The organism is Butyrivibrio hungatei (assembly GCF_001858005.1).
GTDB lineage: Bacteria > Bacillota > Clostridia > Lachnospirales > Lachnospiraceae > Butyrivibrio > Butyrivibrio hungatei.
In genome coordinates this window covers 1,055,243-1,073,918 of sequence record NZ_CP017831.1, presented here as the reverse complement: position 1 = coordinate 1,073,918, position 18,676 = coordinate 1,055,243, and the positions used below count along the sequence as shown (strand labels likewise).

23 protein-coding genes and 1 pseudogene are annotated in these 18,676 nt (G+C 37.5%); 2 read left to right on the top strand and 22 right to left on the bottom strand.

The window, feature by feature from the left end; genetic code table 11:
• Positions 1 to 18: 18 nt before the first annotated feature.
• The 9 genes from bhn_RS05230 to bhn_RS05190 form a co-directional block, all read right to left on the bottom strand.
• Positions 19 to 897, bottom strand: coding sequence for a GNAT family N-acetyltransferase (locus bhn_RS05230; protein ID WP_071175694.1), 879 nt, complete (start codon positions 895 to 897; stop codon positions 19 to 21).
• Between the two features lie 59 nt (positions 898 to 956).
• Complete coding sequence (locus tag bhn_RS05225; protein WP_071175693.1) at positions 957 to 1,586, bottom strand: GNAT family N-acetyltransferase; 630 nt, start codon at positions 1,584 to 1,586, stop codon at positions 957 to 959.
• A 20-nt stretch (positions 1,587 to 1,606) separates the two neighbouring features.
• Positions 1,607 to 2,218, bottom strand: coding sequence for a helix-turn-helix domain-containing protein (locus tag bhn_RS05220; RefSeq protein ID WP_071175692.1), 612 nt, complete (start codon positions 2,216 to 2,218; stop codon positions 1,607 to 1,609).
• A gap of 15 nt (positions 2,219 to 2,233) precedes the next feature.
• The gene (locus bhn_RS05215) at positions 2,234 to 2,815 is read right to left on the bottom strand and encodes a phosphatase PAP2 family protein (RefSeq protein ID WP_236845970.1); all 582 of its coding nucleotides are present in this window, start codon (positions 2,813 to 2,815) and stop codon (positions 2,234 to 2,236) included.
• A gap of 400 nt (positions 2,816 to 3,215) precedes the next feature.
• Positions 3,216 to 3,641: a DUF2798 domain-containing protein gene (locus bhn_RS05210; RefSeq protein ID WP_071177440.1), complete on the bottom strand. Its 426-nt coding sequence runs from the start codon at positions 3,639 to 3,641 to the stop codon at positions 3,216 to 3,218.
• A gap of 209 nt (positions 3,642 to 3,850) precedes the next feature.
• On the bottom strand, positions 3,851 to 4,801 hold the full coding sequence (locus bhn_RS05205) for a DUF1848 domain-containing protein (protein ID WP_071175690.1): 951 nt from the start codon (positions 4,799 to 4,801) through the stop codon (positions 3,851 to 3,853).
• A 41-nt stretch (positions 4,802 to 4,842) separates the two neighbouring features.
• The gene (locus bhn_RS05200) at positions 4,843 to 5,409 is read right to left on the bottom strand and encodes an NAD(P)H-dependent oxidoreductase (RefSeq protein ID WP_071175689.1); all 567 of its coding nucleotides are present in this window, start codon (positions 5,407 to 5,409) and stop codon (positions 4,843 to 4,845) included.
• 337 nt (positions 5,410 to 5,746) lie between these two features.
• Complete coding sequence (locus bhn_RS05195) at positions 5,747 to 5,989, bottom strand: hypothetical protein (RefSeq protein ID WP_236845968.1); 243 nt, start codon at positions 5,987 to 5,989, stop codon at positions 5,747 to 5,749.
• Between the two features lie 67 nt (positions 5,990 to 6,056).
• A complete protein-coding gene (locus bhn_RS05190; protein ID WP_071175688.1) occupies positions 6,057 to 7,550 on the bottom strand; it encodes a radical SAM protein in 1,494 nt (497 codons plus the stop codon).
• Between the two features lie 146 nt (positions 7,551 to 7,696).
• Here bhn_RS05190 and bhn_RS05185 point away from each other — a divergent pair, with 146 nt between their 5' ends.
• Positions 7,697 to 8,245: a TetR/AcrR family transcriptional regulator gene (locus bhn_RS05185; RefSeq protein ID WP_071175687.1), complete on the top strand. Its 549-nt coding sequence runs from the start codon at positions 7,697 to 7,699 to the stop codon at positions 8,243 to 8,245.
• Between the two features lie 3 nt (positions 8,246 to 8,248).
• Here the strand turns inward: bhn_RS05185 and bhn_RS16130 are convergent, their stop codons facing one another.
• From bhn_RS16130 to bhn_RS05160, 6 genes are all read right to left on the bottom strand, one after another.
• Complete coding sequence (locus tag bhn_RS16130) at positions 8,249 to 8,380, bottom strand: helix-turn-helix domain-containing protein (protein ID WP_161487299.1); 132 nt, start codon at positions 8,378 to 8,380, stop codon at positions 8,249 to 8,251.
• A gap of 800 nt (positions 8,381 to 9,180) precedes the next feature.
• Positions 9,181 to 9,471, bottom strand: a complete 291-nt coding sequence (locus bhn_RS05180; protein ID WP_071175686.1) for a type II toxin-antitoxin system RelE/ParE family toxin — start codon at positions 9,469 to 9,471, stop codon at positions 9,181 to 9,183.
• Between the two features lie 3 nt (positions 9,472 to 9,474).
• A complete protein-coding gene (locus tag bhn_RS05175; RefSeq protein WP_035783510.1) occupies positions 9,475 to 9,828 on the bottom strand; it encodes an AbrB/MazE/SpoVT family DNA-binding domain-containing protein in 354 nt (117 codons plus the stop codon).
• Positions 9,829 to 9,953: 125 nt separating this feature from the next.
• Positions 9,954 to 10,562, bottom strand: coding sequence for a DUF6088 family protein (locus bhn_RS05170; RefSeq protein ID WP_148661919.1), 609 nt, complete (start codon positions 10,560 to 10,562; stop codon positions 9,954 to 9,956).
• A gap of 234 nt (positions 10,563 to 10,796) precedes the next feature.
• Entirely contained in the window at positions 10,797 to 11,510 is a 714-nt protein-coding gene (locus bhn_RS05165) for a metallophosphoesterase family protein (RefSeq protein WP_071175684.1), read from the bottom strand.
• Between the two features lie 449 nt (positions 11,511 to 11,959).
• Positions 11,960 to 12,907, bottom strand: coding sequence for a hypothetical protein (locus bhn_RS05160; protein ID WP_071175683.1), 948 nt, complete (start codon positions 12,905 to 12,907; stop codon positions 11,960 to 11,962).
• A 124-nt stretch (positions 12,908 to 13,031) separates the two neighbouring features.
• Here bhn_RS05160 and bhn_RS05155 point away from each other — a divergent pair, with 124 nt between their 5' ends.
• Positions 13,032 to 13,385 carry a helix-turn-helix domain-containing protein gene (locus bhn_RS05155; RefSeq protein ID WP_071175682.1) on the top strand — a complete coding sequence of 118 codons (354 nt, stop codon included), beginning with the start codon at positions 13,032 to 13,034 and terminating at the stop codon, positions 13,383 to 13,385.
• Positions 13,386 to 13,824: 439 nt separating this feature from the next.
• Here bhn_RS05155 and bhn_RS05150 read toward each other — a convergent pair.
• The 7 genes and pseudogenes from bhn_RS05150 to bhn_RS05125 all read right to left on the bottom strand — a co-directional run.
• Positions 13,825 to 14,514 (bottom strand): annotated as a pseudogene (locus tag bhn_RS05150) (Abi family protein); the annotation flags it as partial.
• 12 nt (positions 14,515 to 14,526) lie between these two features.
• A complete protein-coding gene (locus bhn_RS15690) occupies positions 14,527 to 14,691 on the bottom strand; it encodes a hypothetical protein (protein WP_161487298.1) in 165 nt (54 codons plus the stop codon).
• A gap of 216 nt (positions 14,692 to 14,907) precedes the next feature.
• Positions 14,908 to 15,345 (bottom strand): DUF4869 domain-containing protein, encoded by a 438-nt coding sequence (locus bhn_RS05145; protein WP_071175681.1) that lies wholly within the window; start codon positions 15,343 to 15,345, stop codon positions 14,908 to 14,910.
• Positions 15,339 to 15,551 (bottom strand): helix-turn-helix domain-containing protein, encoded by a 213-nt coding sequence (locus tag bhn_RS05140; RefSeq protein ID WP_026527516.1) that lies wholly within the window; start codon positions 15,549 to 15,551, stop codon positions 15,339 to 15,341. Before bhn_RS05140 ends, bhn_RS05145 begins: the two co-directional genes overlap by 7 nt.
• Before the next feature lie 265 nt (positions 15,552 to 15,816).
• On the bottom strand, positions 15,817 to 16,308 hold the full coding sequence (locus tag bhn_RS05135; protein WP_071175680.1) for a hypothetical protein: 492 nt from the start codon (positions 16,306 to 16,308) through the stop codon (positions 15,817 to 15,819).
• An 86-nt stretch (positions 16,309 to 16,394) separates the two neighbouring features.
• Positions 16,395 to 17,693, bottom strand: coding sequence for a PcfJ domain-containing protein (locus bhn_RS05130; protein WP_071175679.1), 1,299 nt, complete (start codon positions 17,691 to 17,693; stop codon positions 16,395 to 16,397).
• A gap of 93 nt (positions 17,694 to 17,786) precedes the next feature.
• Positions 17,787 to 18,599 (bottom strand): ADP-ribosylglycohydrolase family protein, encoded by an 813-nt coding sequence (locus bhn_RS05125; protein ID WP_071175678.1) that lies wholly within the window; start codon positions 18,597 to 18,599, stop codon positions 17,787 to 17,789.
• Positions 18,600 to 18,676: the final 77 nt, after the last annotated feature.

Below are 18,676 nucleotides of genomic sequence, written 5' to 3'. Positions count from 1 at the left end.
CTGATTCAAAAATTCATTTCATGGTAATTTCCTAAAAAACAAGTAGTGATGTTTCTTTTTAAAACCAAGTTTCTCATAGAATTCCATATCGGAAATGACATAAGCTCTTTTTGCACCAAGTTTTTTAGCTCTACCAAACGCTTCATATATCAAGGCCTTTGCAACACCTTTTCCTCTATATTCAGGAATAGTGCAGACAGGCTCCACATAAGCATAGTCAGTTCCTTGCATATACCAAAGCAGGCAGCATGCAACCATTTCTCCCTTTTCATTCACCGCAGCAACGCCTAAGTCTTTATTGAAATGCTTTCTGACTCTTGGAATGATCTCTTCTTCCCGTTCAAATTCAGCTCTGTCCTGTCCATGATCAAATCCCTGCCAGAAAAGCCACTCTAGATCATAAACATCCTCCACAGGATCAGGGCAAAAGAACTTAAGGCCATCTGGAATTTTAGCTTCAAATGGATCATCAAGGCTTCTCTCCATTATGGTCTCGTCCTGGTCAAAGATATAAAATCCCTGTTTCTTTACCATCTCTACTTCATCAGTATTTTCTTCGCAGATTGCCAGCCCAAATCCAGAATCATCCTTAAGTTCTTTGCATGCATATTCCACAACGTCTTTATATAACTCTTTATATTCCGGAAGGGCTCCGCAAAAGCCCTCACCAAAATACATATCATAGATTGCTGCACCAACTATCCTGCCATCTTCTGTCCAAAGACCTATGGATTTTTTTAAACTCTTATCAAATTCTGGATGCTCCATCATCCATTCAAGCCTTGCCCAGTTCCAATTAATATGGCTGTCTTCCTTATCATTTAAAGCAATGAGAAAGTCGCATAATGCCTCATAATCGTCGTCAGTATAGTTTCTGAATTTTATTTCAGGCCTCATTTTTATATCATCCTCTTTTATTCTTCCCTGGCTAATACAGATCTGTTTTTGCTCTATTATCAGTCAAAAATCTGTCCTGGAAGCTTAAGCTTTTCTTTTGGTGGAAAGTTCTTATCAAACTCCTCAACGTCTGTATCATCAACATAGTATCCCTTTGGAGTCTGATAAACTCCAGTGATTCCATCAAGATATCCCGGAATCAGTTCCTTGCAAAGAAAGAATGATGAGTCTGCATCCTCTGGAAGGTCATGGTATCTGATTCCGAATTTGCTGGCATAATCAAAGCCACAATGACTGTAAAAGCCGATGTTTCCTTCAAAAAGTACTGCTCCAAATCCCATGGCTGTAGCCTTTTCAAGGGAATAGTCCAGAATAGCTTTTCCATAGCCTTTTCGCTTAAGCTCAGGGATAATTCCTATAGGTCCCATAGTTAGAACATCTATAGTTCTGCCATCATCCGCATTGATGATAGTCTTCATGAACATATTCTGACCTATAAGCTTGCCGTCCTTCTCCATGACAAAATCAAGCTCTTTTACAAATGCAGGATCATCCCTGAGAACATGTATCACAAAGTGCTCGCTGCATCCCGGACGGTAAACGTTCCAAAAAGACTCCCTTACAAGGTTTTCAACTTCTCTATATTCTTCTTTTTTCTCTTTTCGTATTGTGTAATCATTCGAATTCATATCAAAATCTCCTCAAAAAATCATGTTTTCTCTCGTTTAAGCAGTAACAATCCCTTTATGGTCAGCAGGATAAAGGCTACAGATGTAGCATACGCAGCCCTGGTGATTGCAAGAGCAAGCACTGTCACTATGCTTATGATCATAGACAATATGACCATTACTCTCTTTGCCTTTTCAAACTTAAAATGGCTCAAGATTACTAATACAGTTCCTACTACTACAAGACTCGCAAAAAGTATCCAGTAGATCAGCCTTATAGTCATTGATACATCAATGTATTCAATAAGGCTTACTGCGTAGATCTTGCCATCTACCGGATGTGGAAAAAGCGGAAGGAATATCATACCACACGCCAGCAGATCATTAAGCCCTAATAGAAAATCCAGGACCTTTCGCATATTTGTCTTGTTTTCTTTTTCTGCAATTGTTACCAGTTTATCGCTGGATAAAAGTTCATCTATGGATACGGAAAAGAACTTCGATATCTCTTTTAACGAATCAATACTAGGGTAGCCTCTTCCAGATTCCCACTTTGAAATTGCAGTTCTTGAAACAAACAAAGCCTCCGCAAGTTCTTCCTGAGTAATTCCCCTGCTATTTCGAAGTTCCAAAAGTTTTTCGTTAAACTCCATAGCTATCATCTCCTCTTATCTCTCTTTGCTGAATTTCAGGACAAATCCTTTATATAGATAGAATAAGCCTATGCTCAGCAGTACTGATCCTACGATATCAGTTAACCAATGAACTCCTGATATAGTTCTTCCTATTACCATAAATAGCGAGAACAATCCTGAAAAAAGCGTGATCAGTTTCTTTATGAGCTTATCATTTATCCTTCTGCCTGACTGTTCCACCAATGTTGGCATTACGCTAAGTACAAGCAGTGTTGTGGAAGAGGGATATGATGCCTCCATAACACCTTCTATAGGAATTGGTCTGTAGTTGATTGGTATCATCTCAAAGATCAGATATGCCATAATAACTATAATGTAGTAGATTCCTAGAATAATAATATCGCTATCTACCTTAAGCAAATTCTTTCTTTTCACTAACTGCACAAAGCCAACTACTCCAAATATCATGCAGATGAATATTGGTACCAGGCCAAGCCAGTCTGTGATCGTATAGATTTTCATGTTGACTCCTGTCAATGCATGAAAAGCTGTGTTTAATCCGGCAAATCCAATATCAGTTCCATTCTGTCCTACAGGTTGAACGTCAATCGTCATAACCAATGCCGTGAATAAAACAAATAAAGCTACAAAAATAAATCCAAATAACAAACAATCCTTTCTGTTTTCCATTTTTTAATTCCTTTCTTAGAAATAAATTTCCTTCCGGTCAATTTCAAACTAGCAAAAGATATGAAAAACAAAAAGAATCGCCCCGTCACATGTGTGACACGCTTCGTGTCATGCGCTTAAATACTGGCTTTCACACACATTTAATCTATAATCCTTTAAATAAAAATGTACTTGTTCTCCTGTTATAGGTTGTGTTCAAAGTATAAATCTATTATAACAAAGTCCGAATATATACTCAGTATCTCTATTTTTGACCTACTATCAGTACTTTAGCATCACAAAAAAACAGACCCATGGCTTACACTCATATGGGTCTGTTTTGCACTTATTTTGAAATTTTTCTTACAAAGAAACCAAATATGTTACGAACCAAAGGTCCTGCAAAAAATATCTGCCAGCAAAGAGCCATTGGGAAGTTCATTGCTGTAGTCTGAAGCCACACTGCCACAATCTCTTTTCCTGCATCCTTGAAAAGAAGTGTTGCTGCAAAGCTCATCAGTGGGCACATAAGGCAAACTGACATGGAAGATATAGCAAGAATGAGCATGATCGCTGGATCTTTACCTGGAGTTACAAATCTGAAAGCAAGCCTCTGAGCAAGTCTTCCAACAAAGATGAGCTCTAACGCTATGGCGATAGGCCACATGATCACCATTTCCTTGAACGCTGCGAGAAATACAAAGTTCTGCATTCCCCCTACGTTAAGGGCGATATTGTAGCAGATCATTGCATAGACCATGACAAAGGCCATAAAAATTGTAAAAATAACATCTTGAAACTTATTCTGTGGTAACACGTTAAGATTCTCCTTTCAAATACTGCGAAGACTTAAGCGTGTTGTTCGTTATCACCTTTTGGGTGTGCGTTTCCAATGTTACCAACTTTTATATCTTCTGAAATTTAATCAACAGAGTGTGATTATAACAGAAAAAAAAGAAAGATGTAATAGTGAGATTGTTTTTATCCCTCTCTACAATTAAGGTAATCAAAAATATTCATCTGACCATCTACCCATGACTTTTGAACCACATCATGAATCACATCTTCAGGCCTGTAATTTCCTATAAGGAAAGGCGACTTAGGATCATGTTTTTTTCTGTTTTGAGCTACCAGCTCTACATCATTGTTTGCGTAGCAGTACCTGCATAGATGAGCGCATGTATCGTATGCTCCTATATCACCGGAAAGGTAACAGGCACATTCTTTTCTGGAGGGCTTTGTTTTTGGTGCATTGATCTTTTTGCCTATAGCGCTCTCATACTGCGAAATAGTCATGCATCCACTGCAATCAGCCCCATATTTTTCAAGAAAGTTTCCCTCTCCGCAAGGTTTAACCACCATTCCATGTGAAGATGCTATACTAATGATTTCCTTACCAAGATTAATCCTATCCTGTTCAGACACTACCTTTACCTCAGGAAAATTTCTTTTAACCTTCTCATAAAGATCTATAAAGCTGATAACAACTACCTTTGTATACCCCTCCAGTTCTCTTGCCATTTTGTCAAAAGAGCTAAGATGGAAATCCACTGTATATTTATCGCTTACAAATATTGGATCATAGCGCCAACCAATTGAATTTATTCCAACTCTTTTTGAAAGATATTTAAAAGACTTTAGAACCTCTTCTTTATTTGGAACAGCAGGCTCAATGTCTTTTCCATAGGGCGTAATCGTCACATACCAGAACTGTCCAAACTCTTTTACCAAATCAAGGTATGGGAAAAAAGGCTTTGGATTCTTGGTACAAAAGCCGATGACATCAACCACATCGGGCCTTAGCAAATACCTGCTAACCTGTGTAGGATCATATGGATTCCTGACACAGACAAAGCCTTCTTTTATTCTATTAGCAAGCCATAGGGGATAGAATGCCGGAATATCCGTCCGCTGCCCAGTATTAATTATCATCTTCTACCTTTTCCTACTCTTTTTTATGTCTTGCCTGGTCATCATTGGATTACACTCCTCTCCAATTGACTTATACAATCCTTCAATATCAATTCCGCGTCGTTTCCTTGAATGTCAAGGCCGGTAGCTTTGATCAGTTCTACGTCTTTTATGCCATAGAAATTCTGAGCCAGAGCCTTTATATATCCGAAACCGAATTCTTCTGGGACATAAGCACCACCTGCGGTCATTACGTAATATAGTTTTTGGGCATTACATAGTCCGATAGGCGTGCCCTCTTTTGAGTATTCAAAAGTGATTCCCAAAACATTAATATGCTCAATATACTGCTTGAGTACTGCAGGAAAAGACAAATCCCAATAGGGAGCTGCAATAACTATAGTATCTGCTTTTGCAAACTGCTTAGCCAGATCATAGTAAGGATGACTGTAATCCCTATTCAGAATGTCACAGTCTCTTTTCCCAAGAAAGGCTTCGCTTGTAACCGGAAATTCAATTTCAGTAAGCCTAACTTCGGTTACATCCATGCCAAGTTTTTCCAGCAGTTTTTCCGCAATCTTCCTGGTTCTGGATTCTGTTTTTACGCATGCATTTATGAAAAGAATCATATGTAGTCCTCCAAATCAATTATAGCATTATGAGGTACTTTATTTTCTTTTGTATGTTGCTTTTACTTGTGTGTCTTTATTTGTCTGCCTTTTCGCTAGAAATATTGCCCTTAGGCAGGCAGTTTGAAGGCATTTGGTCTGCTTAAATACAGCATCCTCAAATTCAAGCAGACAAACACCAATGAATATGTCTGTTCTATATGAAAAAATTGGATTTGCAGCAGACAAGCTTTGAATAAAACGTCTGCTAAGAATCAAAAGTTCAAGATTGCGGCAGACTAAAAGCTTAGCCAGCCGCAATTATTAGAATATCTTGTTAGAATTTGTGATCAGAAAACTATTTAGTCGACATGTTTCCTTGTAAAGCCGCCTCAAACTGTGGCTTTCCCATACACTGCATGCCAGTATATGTAAGAAGAATATCTCCATTCTTGATCTGATGCTGCGAGCGGTTAGGTGTAACATCCATTCGATTAAGCCTTTTGACAAAATCGCTTTTTCCAAGGATAGCTCCTACTACAGCGAGACCACCGGATGGGATGATTCTTTCATTAGTAAATTCAATGCGAAAATCCTTCATAAACACCTCCAGAAATGGCTTGGTTAAGCTGTTTCTATTATATTAGAAGGCATTCGCAATTCTATAATCATGCATGTTTTTTGAAATCTTTGGCAAGGCCTGTTTTCTTCTCTTCAAATCTCTTAAGATTATCATTTTCTATCCTTTTAGCCGGTGCATAATTTTCATACTTCTTTTTTTGATGTGGCTGCGATTTCCAAATCTCATCGGCAACAGGTGCCCACTTGAGAGCATAGTCATCACACTTTGCACATAAATGCTCTACACTCTCCTCCGATTCTTCATTTGTGCCATGTGCTTTTGATCTTTCCACCATCTCCCTTAGAAGTTTTGGATTTTCGAGCATCGGACACGGTCTTAAGTGATTTTTATTAAAGGGCTGTCCCTTATGATATTCCATGAAAAGCGGACTCTTTAGCATTTCCAAAATAGAATTGTCATGTATATTAGTGTTTGAAAAATGGATGAAAACGCAAGGTTCTGCATCTCCGCTTGAGTTAATATGGAAATAATTCCTTCCACCTGCAATACATCCACCTACAGCTTCTCCGTCATTCTGAAAATCCATCGGAAAGAAGCCTGTATCACATTCGTTTGAGCGAATCCATCTGATACGTTCTATCATCAGCTTTCTCTGCTCTACGGTAGGCATCAGCTCCGGTACCGCATTATTTCCAACCGGCATATAGTGGAAGAAAAAGCCAAATCTCGCGCCTTTTTCTGCAATATACTTTATAAATTCAGGATTTGTCACGGCTTCAATATTATTTCTTGTATAGCAAATAGATGTACCAAAGAGAATCCCGTATTTTTTGAAAAGAGACATTGCATTCATCACTGCATCATAATGACCGCTTCCTCTTCTTGCATCATTAGTTTCAGGTGTCCCCTCTATGGAAAGCATGAATGTAATATTTCCAAGCCGTACAACCTCTTTACAAAAATCATCATCCACAAGAGTTGAATTACTATATATTCCGAACTGCACATCATTATGCTTTTCTGCAAGCTTAAGTATATCTGCCTTCCTGACAAGGGGCTCTCCACCTGTCATCATATAGAGATACACGCCCAGCTCTTTTCCCTGAGTTACTATCTTATCCATATCGGCAAAAGACAAATTGTTCTTTGGTCCATAAGTGCCTGACCAGCATCCTTTACAGTGCATATTGCAGGCAGAAGTAGGATCAAAAAGTATAAGCCATGGTATGTTACAGCCGTATTTTTCCCTGTTCTTCCGTATAGTCTTTGTTCCCCTGAAGAAAGCCTCGTACCCCAGATTGAGCATGGTCATTTTGGCTACATGCGGATCAGTTTCATCCAATACTCTGTTTATAAAGTTTACCCAGCGGTTATCCGGATCCTTAAATGCACGTCTAACAGCTTCCAGTTTTTCAGGATCAGCAGCCTTCTTTCCCCAAAAGCGTTCTGCTTCATCAACGAACTTTAAGTATGTTTTGGTGCGGTCATCAGTCTTATCAAGATGGCCAAGGAATTTGTCTATCAGGACACTAAAAGCTTGTCTTTGCGCTGCATGTGAAATATTTGTAAATGTGTTCATATCGTCCCCCCAGTATTTTTATGTATATTGACAAAACATCTGTCTGATAATACATTTATATCATCTATACAAATGTCAAGCAATATGTTGTGCGTATTTGATACACAATTTTACGAAATGTCGTGACAATACAAATGGAGGCCAAAATGTCCACAGAGCTTGAAAAAAGAAATATACGAAGAATGTCAAATAAGGAGTCCAACAGAATTACTAAAGAATGCATCTGTGATGCGCTGATCGGATTGATGAAAGAGCATCCGTACAAAGATATAAATATGACCATGATAATAAAAAAATCAGGAGCTTCAAGAGCTTCTGTCTACAGAAATTATCCTTCAAAAGAGGCTATCATTCAGGACATTACAAAAAACATAACTGACGAGCTCAGCGCTTCTTTGACAGGAGTGTTGCATAAAAGTAACACGTATGAGTGGTTTTTAAAGGTGTTTTCAAGGCTGCACTCCGATAAAGACATGTGTGTACTTATCCGTAATTCAAATATCTCTTTTACGGATATGTTCTATAATGCCTTGCGTATTGCCTCAGACAGCGAATACGCTTCCCAACATGAATATATTGCCAGAGGTATTGCTGCCGGCTTATGGGAAGTATCGCTGACATGGATAAAAAACGGTATGAAAGAATCTCCTGAATATATGGCAAGGGTATGCTCAGAAACCTTAAGATTGGAATGAAAATTACTTAACGAAACATCCAAAAGTTTTATTCAAGACAGTTGAATGGGATTTTCCTATCTTTCTAGATATCAGATTAGGATTAAGATTATTATCAAAACCTTCCTGAATATAAACACGATCATCTAATGTCATATGAGACATTTTTTCACCTGTCTTTCATATAATGTGTTGATCATCATATGAACACAAGAGACCCATATTCGAAATACGTCTTGATATATAGAAAAAAAGAATTCTCAGACTAAACGCACCGTTTCGTCCCACCACTATTTCACAAGGAAGTTCTGCTCTCGCACTTCGTGCTCGCCAGAACAACAGTCGTCTCTAAACTCTAACGCCCTTTCAGATCGTTCTCGTTAAGAGAACGACTGTTTCAGCGGTTCGATGTTTCCAAGAATCGTTCGCCTTCGGCTCCGATTCTTGGACATCTATCGCATGGACCGTTGTAATCTTCTCGCAAAGTGCATCAGCACTTTGTGAGAAGAACAATGGTCTCAACATGCGTAATCATCTATGTTTGCATGTACATATACGGAGTAATACTGTATACCCCATTGAGGAACATAGAAATTATGGGTGTTAAAAATACTAGGTAAATACATTTTTCTGATATTTACTGTATATGCTACATCTTCCTTTGTACATTCAGATGTATTCTAACCCTCAGTATGTGCTAAAATCAGAACCTGTCTGCATTTGCATTAAAGATTTATGCAGTGCGTAGGGATTTATGTTCCCCTATAATGCAATAAGAAGCAGCTGCTGCATTTTTGGCAACAACTGCTACCTTTAAACCATTTCCATTTTGGAAATAGTTGCTCGTATTACTTATGTTCTTTGCTTTTTACTATATTCATCACCATTAATTGCCTCGAATTCGAGGCAATTGTGCAAGTAGACTTGCATAATTCCACTCACGTCTATACTTATTCTTAATTCCAATACTTCTTTAATTCTTTGTAAAAATTCTCGTGTGTTCCTGCCAAAATCACTACTACAGTTTCATCTTTTACATATTCCACTGTATAAGCCACTCTGTAATCAGTCTTGTTATACCTGAAATCGTAGGTAGACACTCCTTCCAGATCACCTACTTTTGCATCTCCTATGGATGGATCTTCAACAATCTCATCAATTACATCTTTAAACAACCCCTTAAGATTTTTATCCTTAATCTTTTTAAGATATTTACCTGCTGCAGGAGAAATAATAAGTTTTGCCACTAATCATTCCTCCTCACCGAAGACATCATCATATGACATTGACTCAAGCTCTCCGGTTGCCATCTTATGAGCGTCATCAAGCATTTTCTTAACTGCTGGTCTTACTTTTGCCTGTCTATTCTTGAATTCCTTAAGTAGAGCTTGTCCAGAATATCCTTCCTTTATAAGATCAGAAAGAATCTCTTCTGCAAATTCACCATTAGAATCAATTCTAGCCGGGCGTATAACCAACTCATTATCCCTTATGATACATTCTGCTTTATCTTCAAACCCAAGTTTTGCATAAAAAGCTCCTGGGATAGTTAGCTGTCTTTTTGACGAAATGCTTATAATCTTTTTATTCATTTCAGCTATCATTACGAACCTCCTAACCGAAACAGTCCAAAAACAAATTTCTTTGTTTCTTGGTTTCATTGTATCTCACTTTCTTTGTTATTTCAATTAACCTTATATTTATTTCATAAAAAAATCAGCAATAGTTGTCACTTTTTACATACCTCTTTTATAACTCCATATATCCACGGTGTAGTAGTCATTGCCTCACGAAGTATTTTTTTCTTTTCCTCTTCCGGTAGCAAATCTGATAATATACTTATGTCTTTAGGCTGAATTCTATCTTTTCCAATACTCTTAATTGCTTGAATAACTATAATCGTAATGTAACTTTTGCCGGATATTTCCTTATTGGCGCAATGCTTAAACTCAACCAGATAATTTCCAATCTTGTACTTTCGATATGGGCCATCGCTGACATAGCTATAATTAACAGGTACCTGTGTTGATAAATGCAATTTATTAAGTGCAATTTCTCCTGAAGGCGCAACCGTCCAATTATACTTCCGAGCAATAGCCTCTACAACCTTCTCAATATTTGGTGGAAGGTACTCTCCTAAAAACTCGCTGTATGAAGGCTTATCATATATCCCCTTAAGTACTCTTCGTATTGTTCCAGCTTCGCAAAGCCTTGATAATGCCTTATTTATCGGATCAGTTCCAGCCATATCACTAAAGTCTACTGCAGAAAAAGCATACCTTGGATCAAAACTTTCTATTCTTTTTTCTATTTCAGTCTGAAATTTATCTCTCATCATGAATTCCTTTCGTCAGATAGATTATATAATTTATCAGACGTATTGTCACGATTACTACATGATTATCGTGGCATTTCAAAGAACTCAATAATCTGTTTCACCGACACAGGATAAAAGTTATTTGCATCCACTCCGACATCATACCTGAGCACACCTTCGTTCCTGTTCTGCATGGTTATGATGCCTCTATGCCCTAGATGTAAATCACTTGTAAAATATATCATTGACACCTCTTTAAACTTCTATCTTCTCAAACTCCCTCGATACCGAATCAATCACTACCATCGCAGATTCACCGATTTGCCGTCCGTCTCGATAAGTAGAAAATACATCCGTTGAGATAAATCCATTTTCCTCATAGATCTTATCAACTGGAGTATGCCCTACAACCTGCATAAATGTCTCTTTTCTAAAAGCGTCAACATTCCTGTGCTGTGGTCTGAACCAGAGTGGAGATTGATCATTCCAAAGATATTTTGGTGAGGCTTCATTTATAACAGATAAAATCTCATCTATATCAGCATCAATTAGTTCTTCATTCAAGTAGCTCACAAAGTCTTCTGTCAGCCCACCATGGCAAAAAAGGACATTATCAATCCTATGGATAATAGCTATCTGTGAAGGATCTGGCAGCGCATTAGTCAGCTCCTCCAGTTTGGATATAACTGTTCGCTCCGAATACGGAGAATAACCTGTTTCGAGCTTGCCCCACGGATAGCTAACGTCATGATTGCCGTAGCACCACAGGGTATCGGGATACTCTTTTGCAAATCTGATTGCCCGGTCAAATGTATTTCTATAGTGCGCAATATCAAGCTCCATGTCCCAATCATCAGGGATATCCATTAAGCACACTGCTCTATCAGCTTTTCCTCTGCGCATTATCTCTTCTGCTCTATCAAAAATCCAACTTTTCAAGTGAATGTCAGGTATTACTAGAACTATCATATACATCCCTCTCTAAATACTTTTCATAATCTTTACATATCTCTTCCAGCTTTTTAAAATCCAAAGCAGTTTTAACGTAGCCAACTTCTTCATTAGCAGTTTTTTGTTTATACTTTTCTTGTATGAATCCTATTCTCCACTTTATTTGAATATACGTTTGGTTCTATTATTCTCAAATAATCTATATACTCATCCGTCACACTATAGATCTTAAAATTGTCCATATTACCCCACAAAAATAAGAGGACTGCAACAACAGTCCTCTTAGAGTTTAAGCTTTCCCACTTATATGGTAGGGACTCACCCGAGTTTAAACTTCTCCACTTATATGGCAGGAGCTCTCCCGATTAATTGTATTATAGCATCAGCATCTCAAAAGTCAATTAAATGCACATATACTCTATTAAGACCATGTTTTAAAATTATGATAAAAATATTAAGCAGTTTTTTTAATTATCAAATTCACTACCAGTAATATATTTTATGCTATCAAAAGGTATGTCACCCTCAATCAAAATCACATCTCTATACATATTTGGATTAAGAAGCTTTATTACTTCTGTTTGTGATATATAAAAATCTATTCCTGGTACGTGACAGCACAATAGATCAACACCTGCATCTTCTATTTCTTTATTCTTTAAAATATAAATAATATTTTCTAAAGTACTATATTTACTATAATCCCTCATGCTCGGGTCATGCCCATAGTTCTCAATAATATCTCCTTTTTGGTATTCATATGTCGGAATAATCAGATCTTGATTGTAAATTTTCAAGTTTTCAAATTCATAGTCGGAATCATATACAGAGAAAAAAATACCTGGACCTACAATAAAGCTTTCCAAATGCGGAACACACTCTTTTATATGAATGTAATGCTGTATTGAAAGTCCATACTTTTTAAGAATATCAAAATCAATACGTTCTTTTATTTCTTCTCTGCTGTCATTTATATAGTCAAGTAAATCTCTCTTTGAAAGCAGTTTTTGCTTTTCGGATTCTATCTCTTTCACATAATCCACTTTTTCAATATATTCATCCACACTTTGAAAGCCAGCTTTTATCGCCTCCATTTTAAACATATTCCCTGCAAATAAGAACTTAAGCGGATAAAGAGACTTTAAGGATTCTGTGTTAGTTCTGAGTGTCTCAACACGAGTGAGCTCAAGATGCTTTAGATTCTCAGCTAAGGAAACATTAGTCGACATTAACGCATTGAAGTCACTTTCCAACACTATTTCTGGCAATCCACTTTTCTTCTTAACAATATCAGGATGTTCCCTTTTCAACTGTTCTATATTGTCATATCCAAAAGCTTTCCTAACATCAGAAGCCAATAAATATACTTTATTATCATTTACTACTCTAGTCTTAAAAAGCTCTATTTTTCGCATCAATTCCCCCCAGCTCTATGGGCCACAGAAAATTTGCCTAACATAACAAGATACGCTATACTAACCAATGGATACTATTATATATTATCCATTGGTTACCGTCAATAACTAAGAGGATACAAATATGACAAATCAACTTATACCTGAACGATTAAAATCAGCAAGAGAAAGCCTTGGAATATCTATGGCAGAAGCTGCCAGAAGACTGAATCTTTCTAAGATTGGATATTGCAGATACGAATATGGTGACAGAACACCTTCGCCTCAGACTGTCGAAGTAATAGCAAGAGTTTTAGGTACTTCCGTAGCTTATTTAACAGGTGAATCCGAAGACATGAAACCTGATTTTATCATGATCAGTAAAAAAGAAGCTCCTGAATTATTTGAACTAATAGAAACCCTTTCAACTTACAATTCTGCAACACAGAAACGTTTATTGGCTTATGCTCAAAGACTTAATTCCAACCCCCAAAAATAAAGTGTTCATATCCGAATACTTTAAAAAGAACGAGCAGTCCGCTCCATGTTACATGACCTTCGCTAAAAAACGCTCCCAAAGAAATCATTTAAATCAAGTAGACCAATTCCCTTGGACGACCACTTCAAAAAAACGGCCCGATTTGATCAGCTGTCCAAACTTTCTTGTCAGCTACAAACCGCGCCGTTATGCCATAGATATTTAGTTTTGTCCCACCACTATTTCACAAGGAAGTTCTGCTCTCGCACTTCGTGCTTGCTAGAACAACAGTCGCCTCTAAACTCAGCCTTCCTTTACAGTCGTCTTCGTTAAGAGAACGACTGTTTCAACATGCGGTACTACCGCTGATAATTTAAACATACTGCGGAGGATAAGGCGCCAGATATATTTACCCCTTTTTACATAGTTTGTGATGAAGGGGTCAAGAAATAGCGGACAACTATTTATACATCAACATCGATTTCCATTTATATGGAAAATCAATATGTGCCATTACTATGTCTGATTTATACTTTCTCATTAGTTTTGCCAACGGCTTTACAAATACCTCGTTCCATTTTTTATGATCCGGATACATCAGCTTCAGCATATATAGCTGCGCAAATAATCTCCTAGTAGGAATATACTTCTCACCTTGTGGCATCCTAGGTAACGCTGTGAATATCCAATAGTACAATCTAGAATAATGGGCACATTTATTTCGTAAATCAGTAAGACATCTAAACCAACTATCGAGTACCTGATAATTCACACCATATGTATTTTGTGCAATAGTCGCTTTATCTATATTAGGTAAATCACGATAAAAATATGAAAGCATTCCAATAGAAAAATACTCGATCAATACCCATATAGGAAAATGCCCTCCATAATTATTCATATGATGCTTTACAACAAGTGTACGCTGGTTTTCAGCTATACAAACTGACACACGTTGTAAAAAGGCATTGTGGTTATGTTTGCTATTATAATTTATACTATCTGTATAGCCTTCTGCATCATACTTCTGAGAATGGTAATATGAAATCTGAGATTTTAAGTATATCTCTATTTCATCTATAGTTCCCATTATCAACTTTCTTAATTCAGAGTCAAAATAGTATATATTCTCTAATTGCTCAAAACTTGTATCTTCATGAAATTATTTGTCTGTTTTTGAAATAAACGGAAGAAAATATCCCGAAAACCTATAATAGTTTACATGATTGAGAAATGAGATAACATTACTACTGTCGTTAATCTTAAGTCCCTTATTTCTTAATATCTCAACCTGCTCCTTATAAGTCTTAGACTTTTTAAGTTGCATAATAACCCCTAAAATAAAAATGTGCTCCCATTGGACACTTCAAAGAGAGGTGTGGGAGCTCCTGTTAGTTTCATTATAACAAAAGCTACTTTTTTTTCAATAACATTTTTCTGTTGTCAGATATATTGTATAGTTTATCTGACGAACTGCTACTATTGTTATTCTGAGTGGTTGTTTCCAAAATGGAAATAGCCACCCTCAGCATTTTTTATGCCATCAAACATATTTCAGCGCAATATGCATATATTCCTCAGCAGAATAAACCTTCTTGTGCGCATTGAGAATTTCAATTTCTATATCACCACAATCATCAAAGGGCAAATAGTATCTCAAATTAACAGTAACATCTTCTCTACGTCCAATCTCAACAAGCCACTTGGCACAATTCTCTCCGCACTTTGTAGCGTTATACATAAGATCAGGCATCTTATAAATACAAATGAGTGTTTGTACTCCTTCTGAAAGCCTTTCTGGTGGAATAGGTCCTAACTCATCATTTACGATAAGCTGATTTCCTTTATAACATGACTTATCAACATCAGCCATCATTTCAGCTACAAGAGGATCCTCAAACCACTCCTCTTCGTAATTAAATCTGAACCATGATGGTACATGCATAGCTCCTTCTGTTTCACCAAAGATAATTCTTAGCATGTTTTATCGTCCTCATCCTTTTTAAACAGCTTTTCCATTCTTATGTAGTACTCCAAAAGCCTTACTACATAGTCCGGAGCATGGCGCATATCACGTTCCCATTCAGTGACAGTTCTATAAGGGATATCAAAATACTCACAAAACTCCTTGCGGTTCATGCCAGTACTTTCACGTAGTTCTTTTATTTTTTTAGCTTTATCATCCATAAGAATGCTCCTTCAAACAAAATACACGTTGTGTATAAGAATAACATATCGCTCTTATTTACACAACGTGTATTATCAAACATATATCAAAACAAATAAAATGTGCTCCCATTGGACACTTCAATGAGAGGTGTGGGAGCTCCTATTAAGCTTATTATAGCGAATATAGTTAGTTTTTCAACAGCGTTTTCATAAAATGGTTGTTGCGAAAAATGCAACAACCACTAATCTCAGCATGCATATTTAACTTGTAAACCATTTTAGTTTACGCTTCCAAAACAATATCCTTAATTTCTGCCCTAATCTTCGACTTGGGCACCACATGATTCAAATTGCCATTCTTCCAAAAACGATCCATGACATAGCAATCATGACTGCAGTATTTCCTGAACTTATTCCCATATGCTGAAAAGTATCTCTTGCAATAGGCGCACTCAAAAGTGTACGTTGCCTCTTGGGAATGCATACTTTTCTCCGGGTGTTGTTTCCACCATGCCCTTCGACACTCATCCGAGCAAAAGAGCTTCTTTCCGGACTTAGGATTTCTCTCGATCCTTTTACCACAGAATTTGCATCTGCTAGGGACATTCTCATCTTTGAAGGTTGCCTTTACTTGCTCAACATCTCCTACAAGGCCATGTGTCTTACAAAAATACCTGACGTTCTCACGTGAAGTTCCTACAACTATGGCTATGGACTTATACCCAAGTCCCTTATGTCGCAGCTCCGTAATCTGACGTGCCATTTCTGCATTCATTGCGATACCTCCTTATCTGAACATATAGTATTTGTCCGCCGCAGCGGTATACCATACATCACTTATAAGGAAGAAATAGTCAACTACTATGCCAGGTCAATTTCCCTATTAAAGAAAAACTTATCGCAACCAATTCCATGCCTTAAGCAGTACTCTTTAATCCAATTAGCTTCCTCTGAAGTACAATCATTATTAAATCTGTGGTAAGCCTGTGTTAGTTCTCCATCATATATTTCAAGCGTAATGAATGGAGCGTTAACATCATCATTCTTTCTCATGAACATGATTGTTGTAGCATTTGTTACAAAAGCATCAACATACCCCAACAAACAATTTCTCATATACGCTGCTTCTCTGCAAAAATCATTTATGGTCTGCGGATATCTGACTACATATCCATTATTCCGTTCCTGCCAATCATATTCTCTTTTCCTGTTAGAAACCCTAACACGCCTGTCAAAAGTCTCCCGGCCATCAAGCAAGTAAAACTTTATCTCACATATCTCATCATCATCCTCACCTGCTCTAAGCGAGTTACCATATATAGAATCTATCTTTGCTAAATCTGATAGTGCCTCTACACCTTTTACTTTACATAGGAAATCCCTAAATTGTCTTGGATGCCACATATATGATAATTCAGCTCTACGCGCCAGGTAAATCCTGCCTATTTCTTTAGTTGTAAGGTCTCTATCATACAGATGCTTTATATACTCACACTGTGCATCATTAAGAGGCTGAGAATAAACCTCTCCATAAGTTCTCCCAAGCGCCTTTAGCATTTTCCTATACTCCTCATGGCAGAGCATCATTCCACCCGTCTCACAGTTCAATGCTCTGAGAAGTTTCATCGGCACATCACCATACACTTCCGAAGGACTTGAAGCCAACAAATCTAGATCATCGATATCCGAAGAATGCTTTGCCAACATATCCAGGCCACATTTGTATAATAGTTCCTTTACCGTATTTTTCCTCATGCAATGATAGATATGATCAAGAAGCCTTGTAGAATCCGTGTAGTATCTCTTCAGTCTCCACTCTGGATGTAGCTCGTTATAGTAATCGAATATCTCATCAAAGAAGCCATACTTATATGTACAGTCAGAATTATCTATACATAGTTCAGCAAAAAGCTGCTCTTGTTCAGCATTCCAAACATAGTCCTCTCTAAAAACAAATCTCACCATGTAGCCTACGCCTGGCTCTCCCTTATATTTGTAATTTACATACACGGTATCAATATATGGCCTAATCCTCAGAAAAAGAAGTCTTTCATGCTGTTCCTCTGTAATAGGCATTTTCTTAGTAACAAGCCTCATTACCTCTTCTTCATCCAGTTCAGGTGGTTCCCAATTATTCTGGCCAATCTTTAATTCCAACATGTCATTACTCCGTTAGTTCTCCATAATAACCAGACAGTTTTTCAAGAGCGAATTCGTGATACATATTCTTAAGCATCAGTCATTTCAAATACCTCATGATATTTCTTTAATAAACTGCTCAAAATCAGCCATAATACCAAGGAATTCCTCCGGAAGTCTGCTCATGCATTCCTTTTTCATATCTTCAGGCACACCATAAAATGCTTCTCCTACAGCCCCTGCAATGCAAGTCAACGTGTCACAATCTCCCCCAAGAGAAACTGCATTGCGAATAACGTCCTCAAAATCTACGCCTTCAAAAAATGCGGTTAAAGCCTCCGGTACAGTCTCCTGACAACTCTCCACATGATGGTAAGTTGGTCTGATTTCATCTAATGTACGAGAAAAGTTATATCCATAGCATTCTTCTATATATTTTCTTATTTCATCCTTACCCATTCCCGTTCTAGCCAGATATATAGCTGATGCTACTGATTCAGCCCCTTTAATTCCTTCTGGATGATCGTGCGACACTTCTGCTGACCATCTTGCTACTTCAGTTGTCCTCTCTAACGAATTGAAAGCCCATCCGACAGCAGATACTCTCATTGCAGCACCATTTCCATAACTACCATAGGGCTGTGGGTCAGGATTGCGCAGCCACTTCGAAAACATCCCACCATATTCTCCGGTTGCATATCTGTTGCCTATATCCTGCATACATCCAACAAATACTGCTTTCATGGATAATTCATCAGCACATGCACCAGCTTTCATTATTCCCTTAGCAACAGCAAGAGTCATCGCTGTATCATCTGTGTACCTTACCCATTTTCTTGGATCAAAAAGTATAAAATCCTTTGTTTTTTCACCCTGATCAAATTCATATGGCGCTCCAATCATATCTCCTAAAATTGCTCCATACATGCAATTGTCCTCCTAGTTCAAATATTCCTCGCACAAAATACAACCTCTTTATCAGACGTAATGTGCTTTTTTTACAT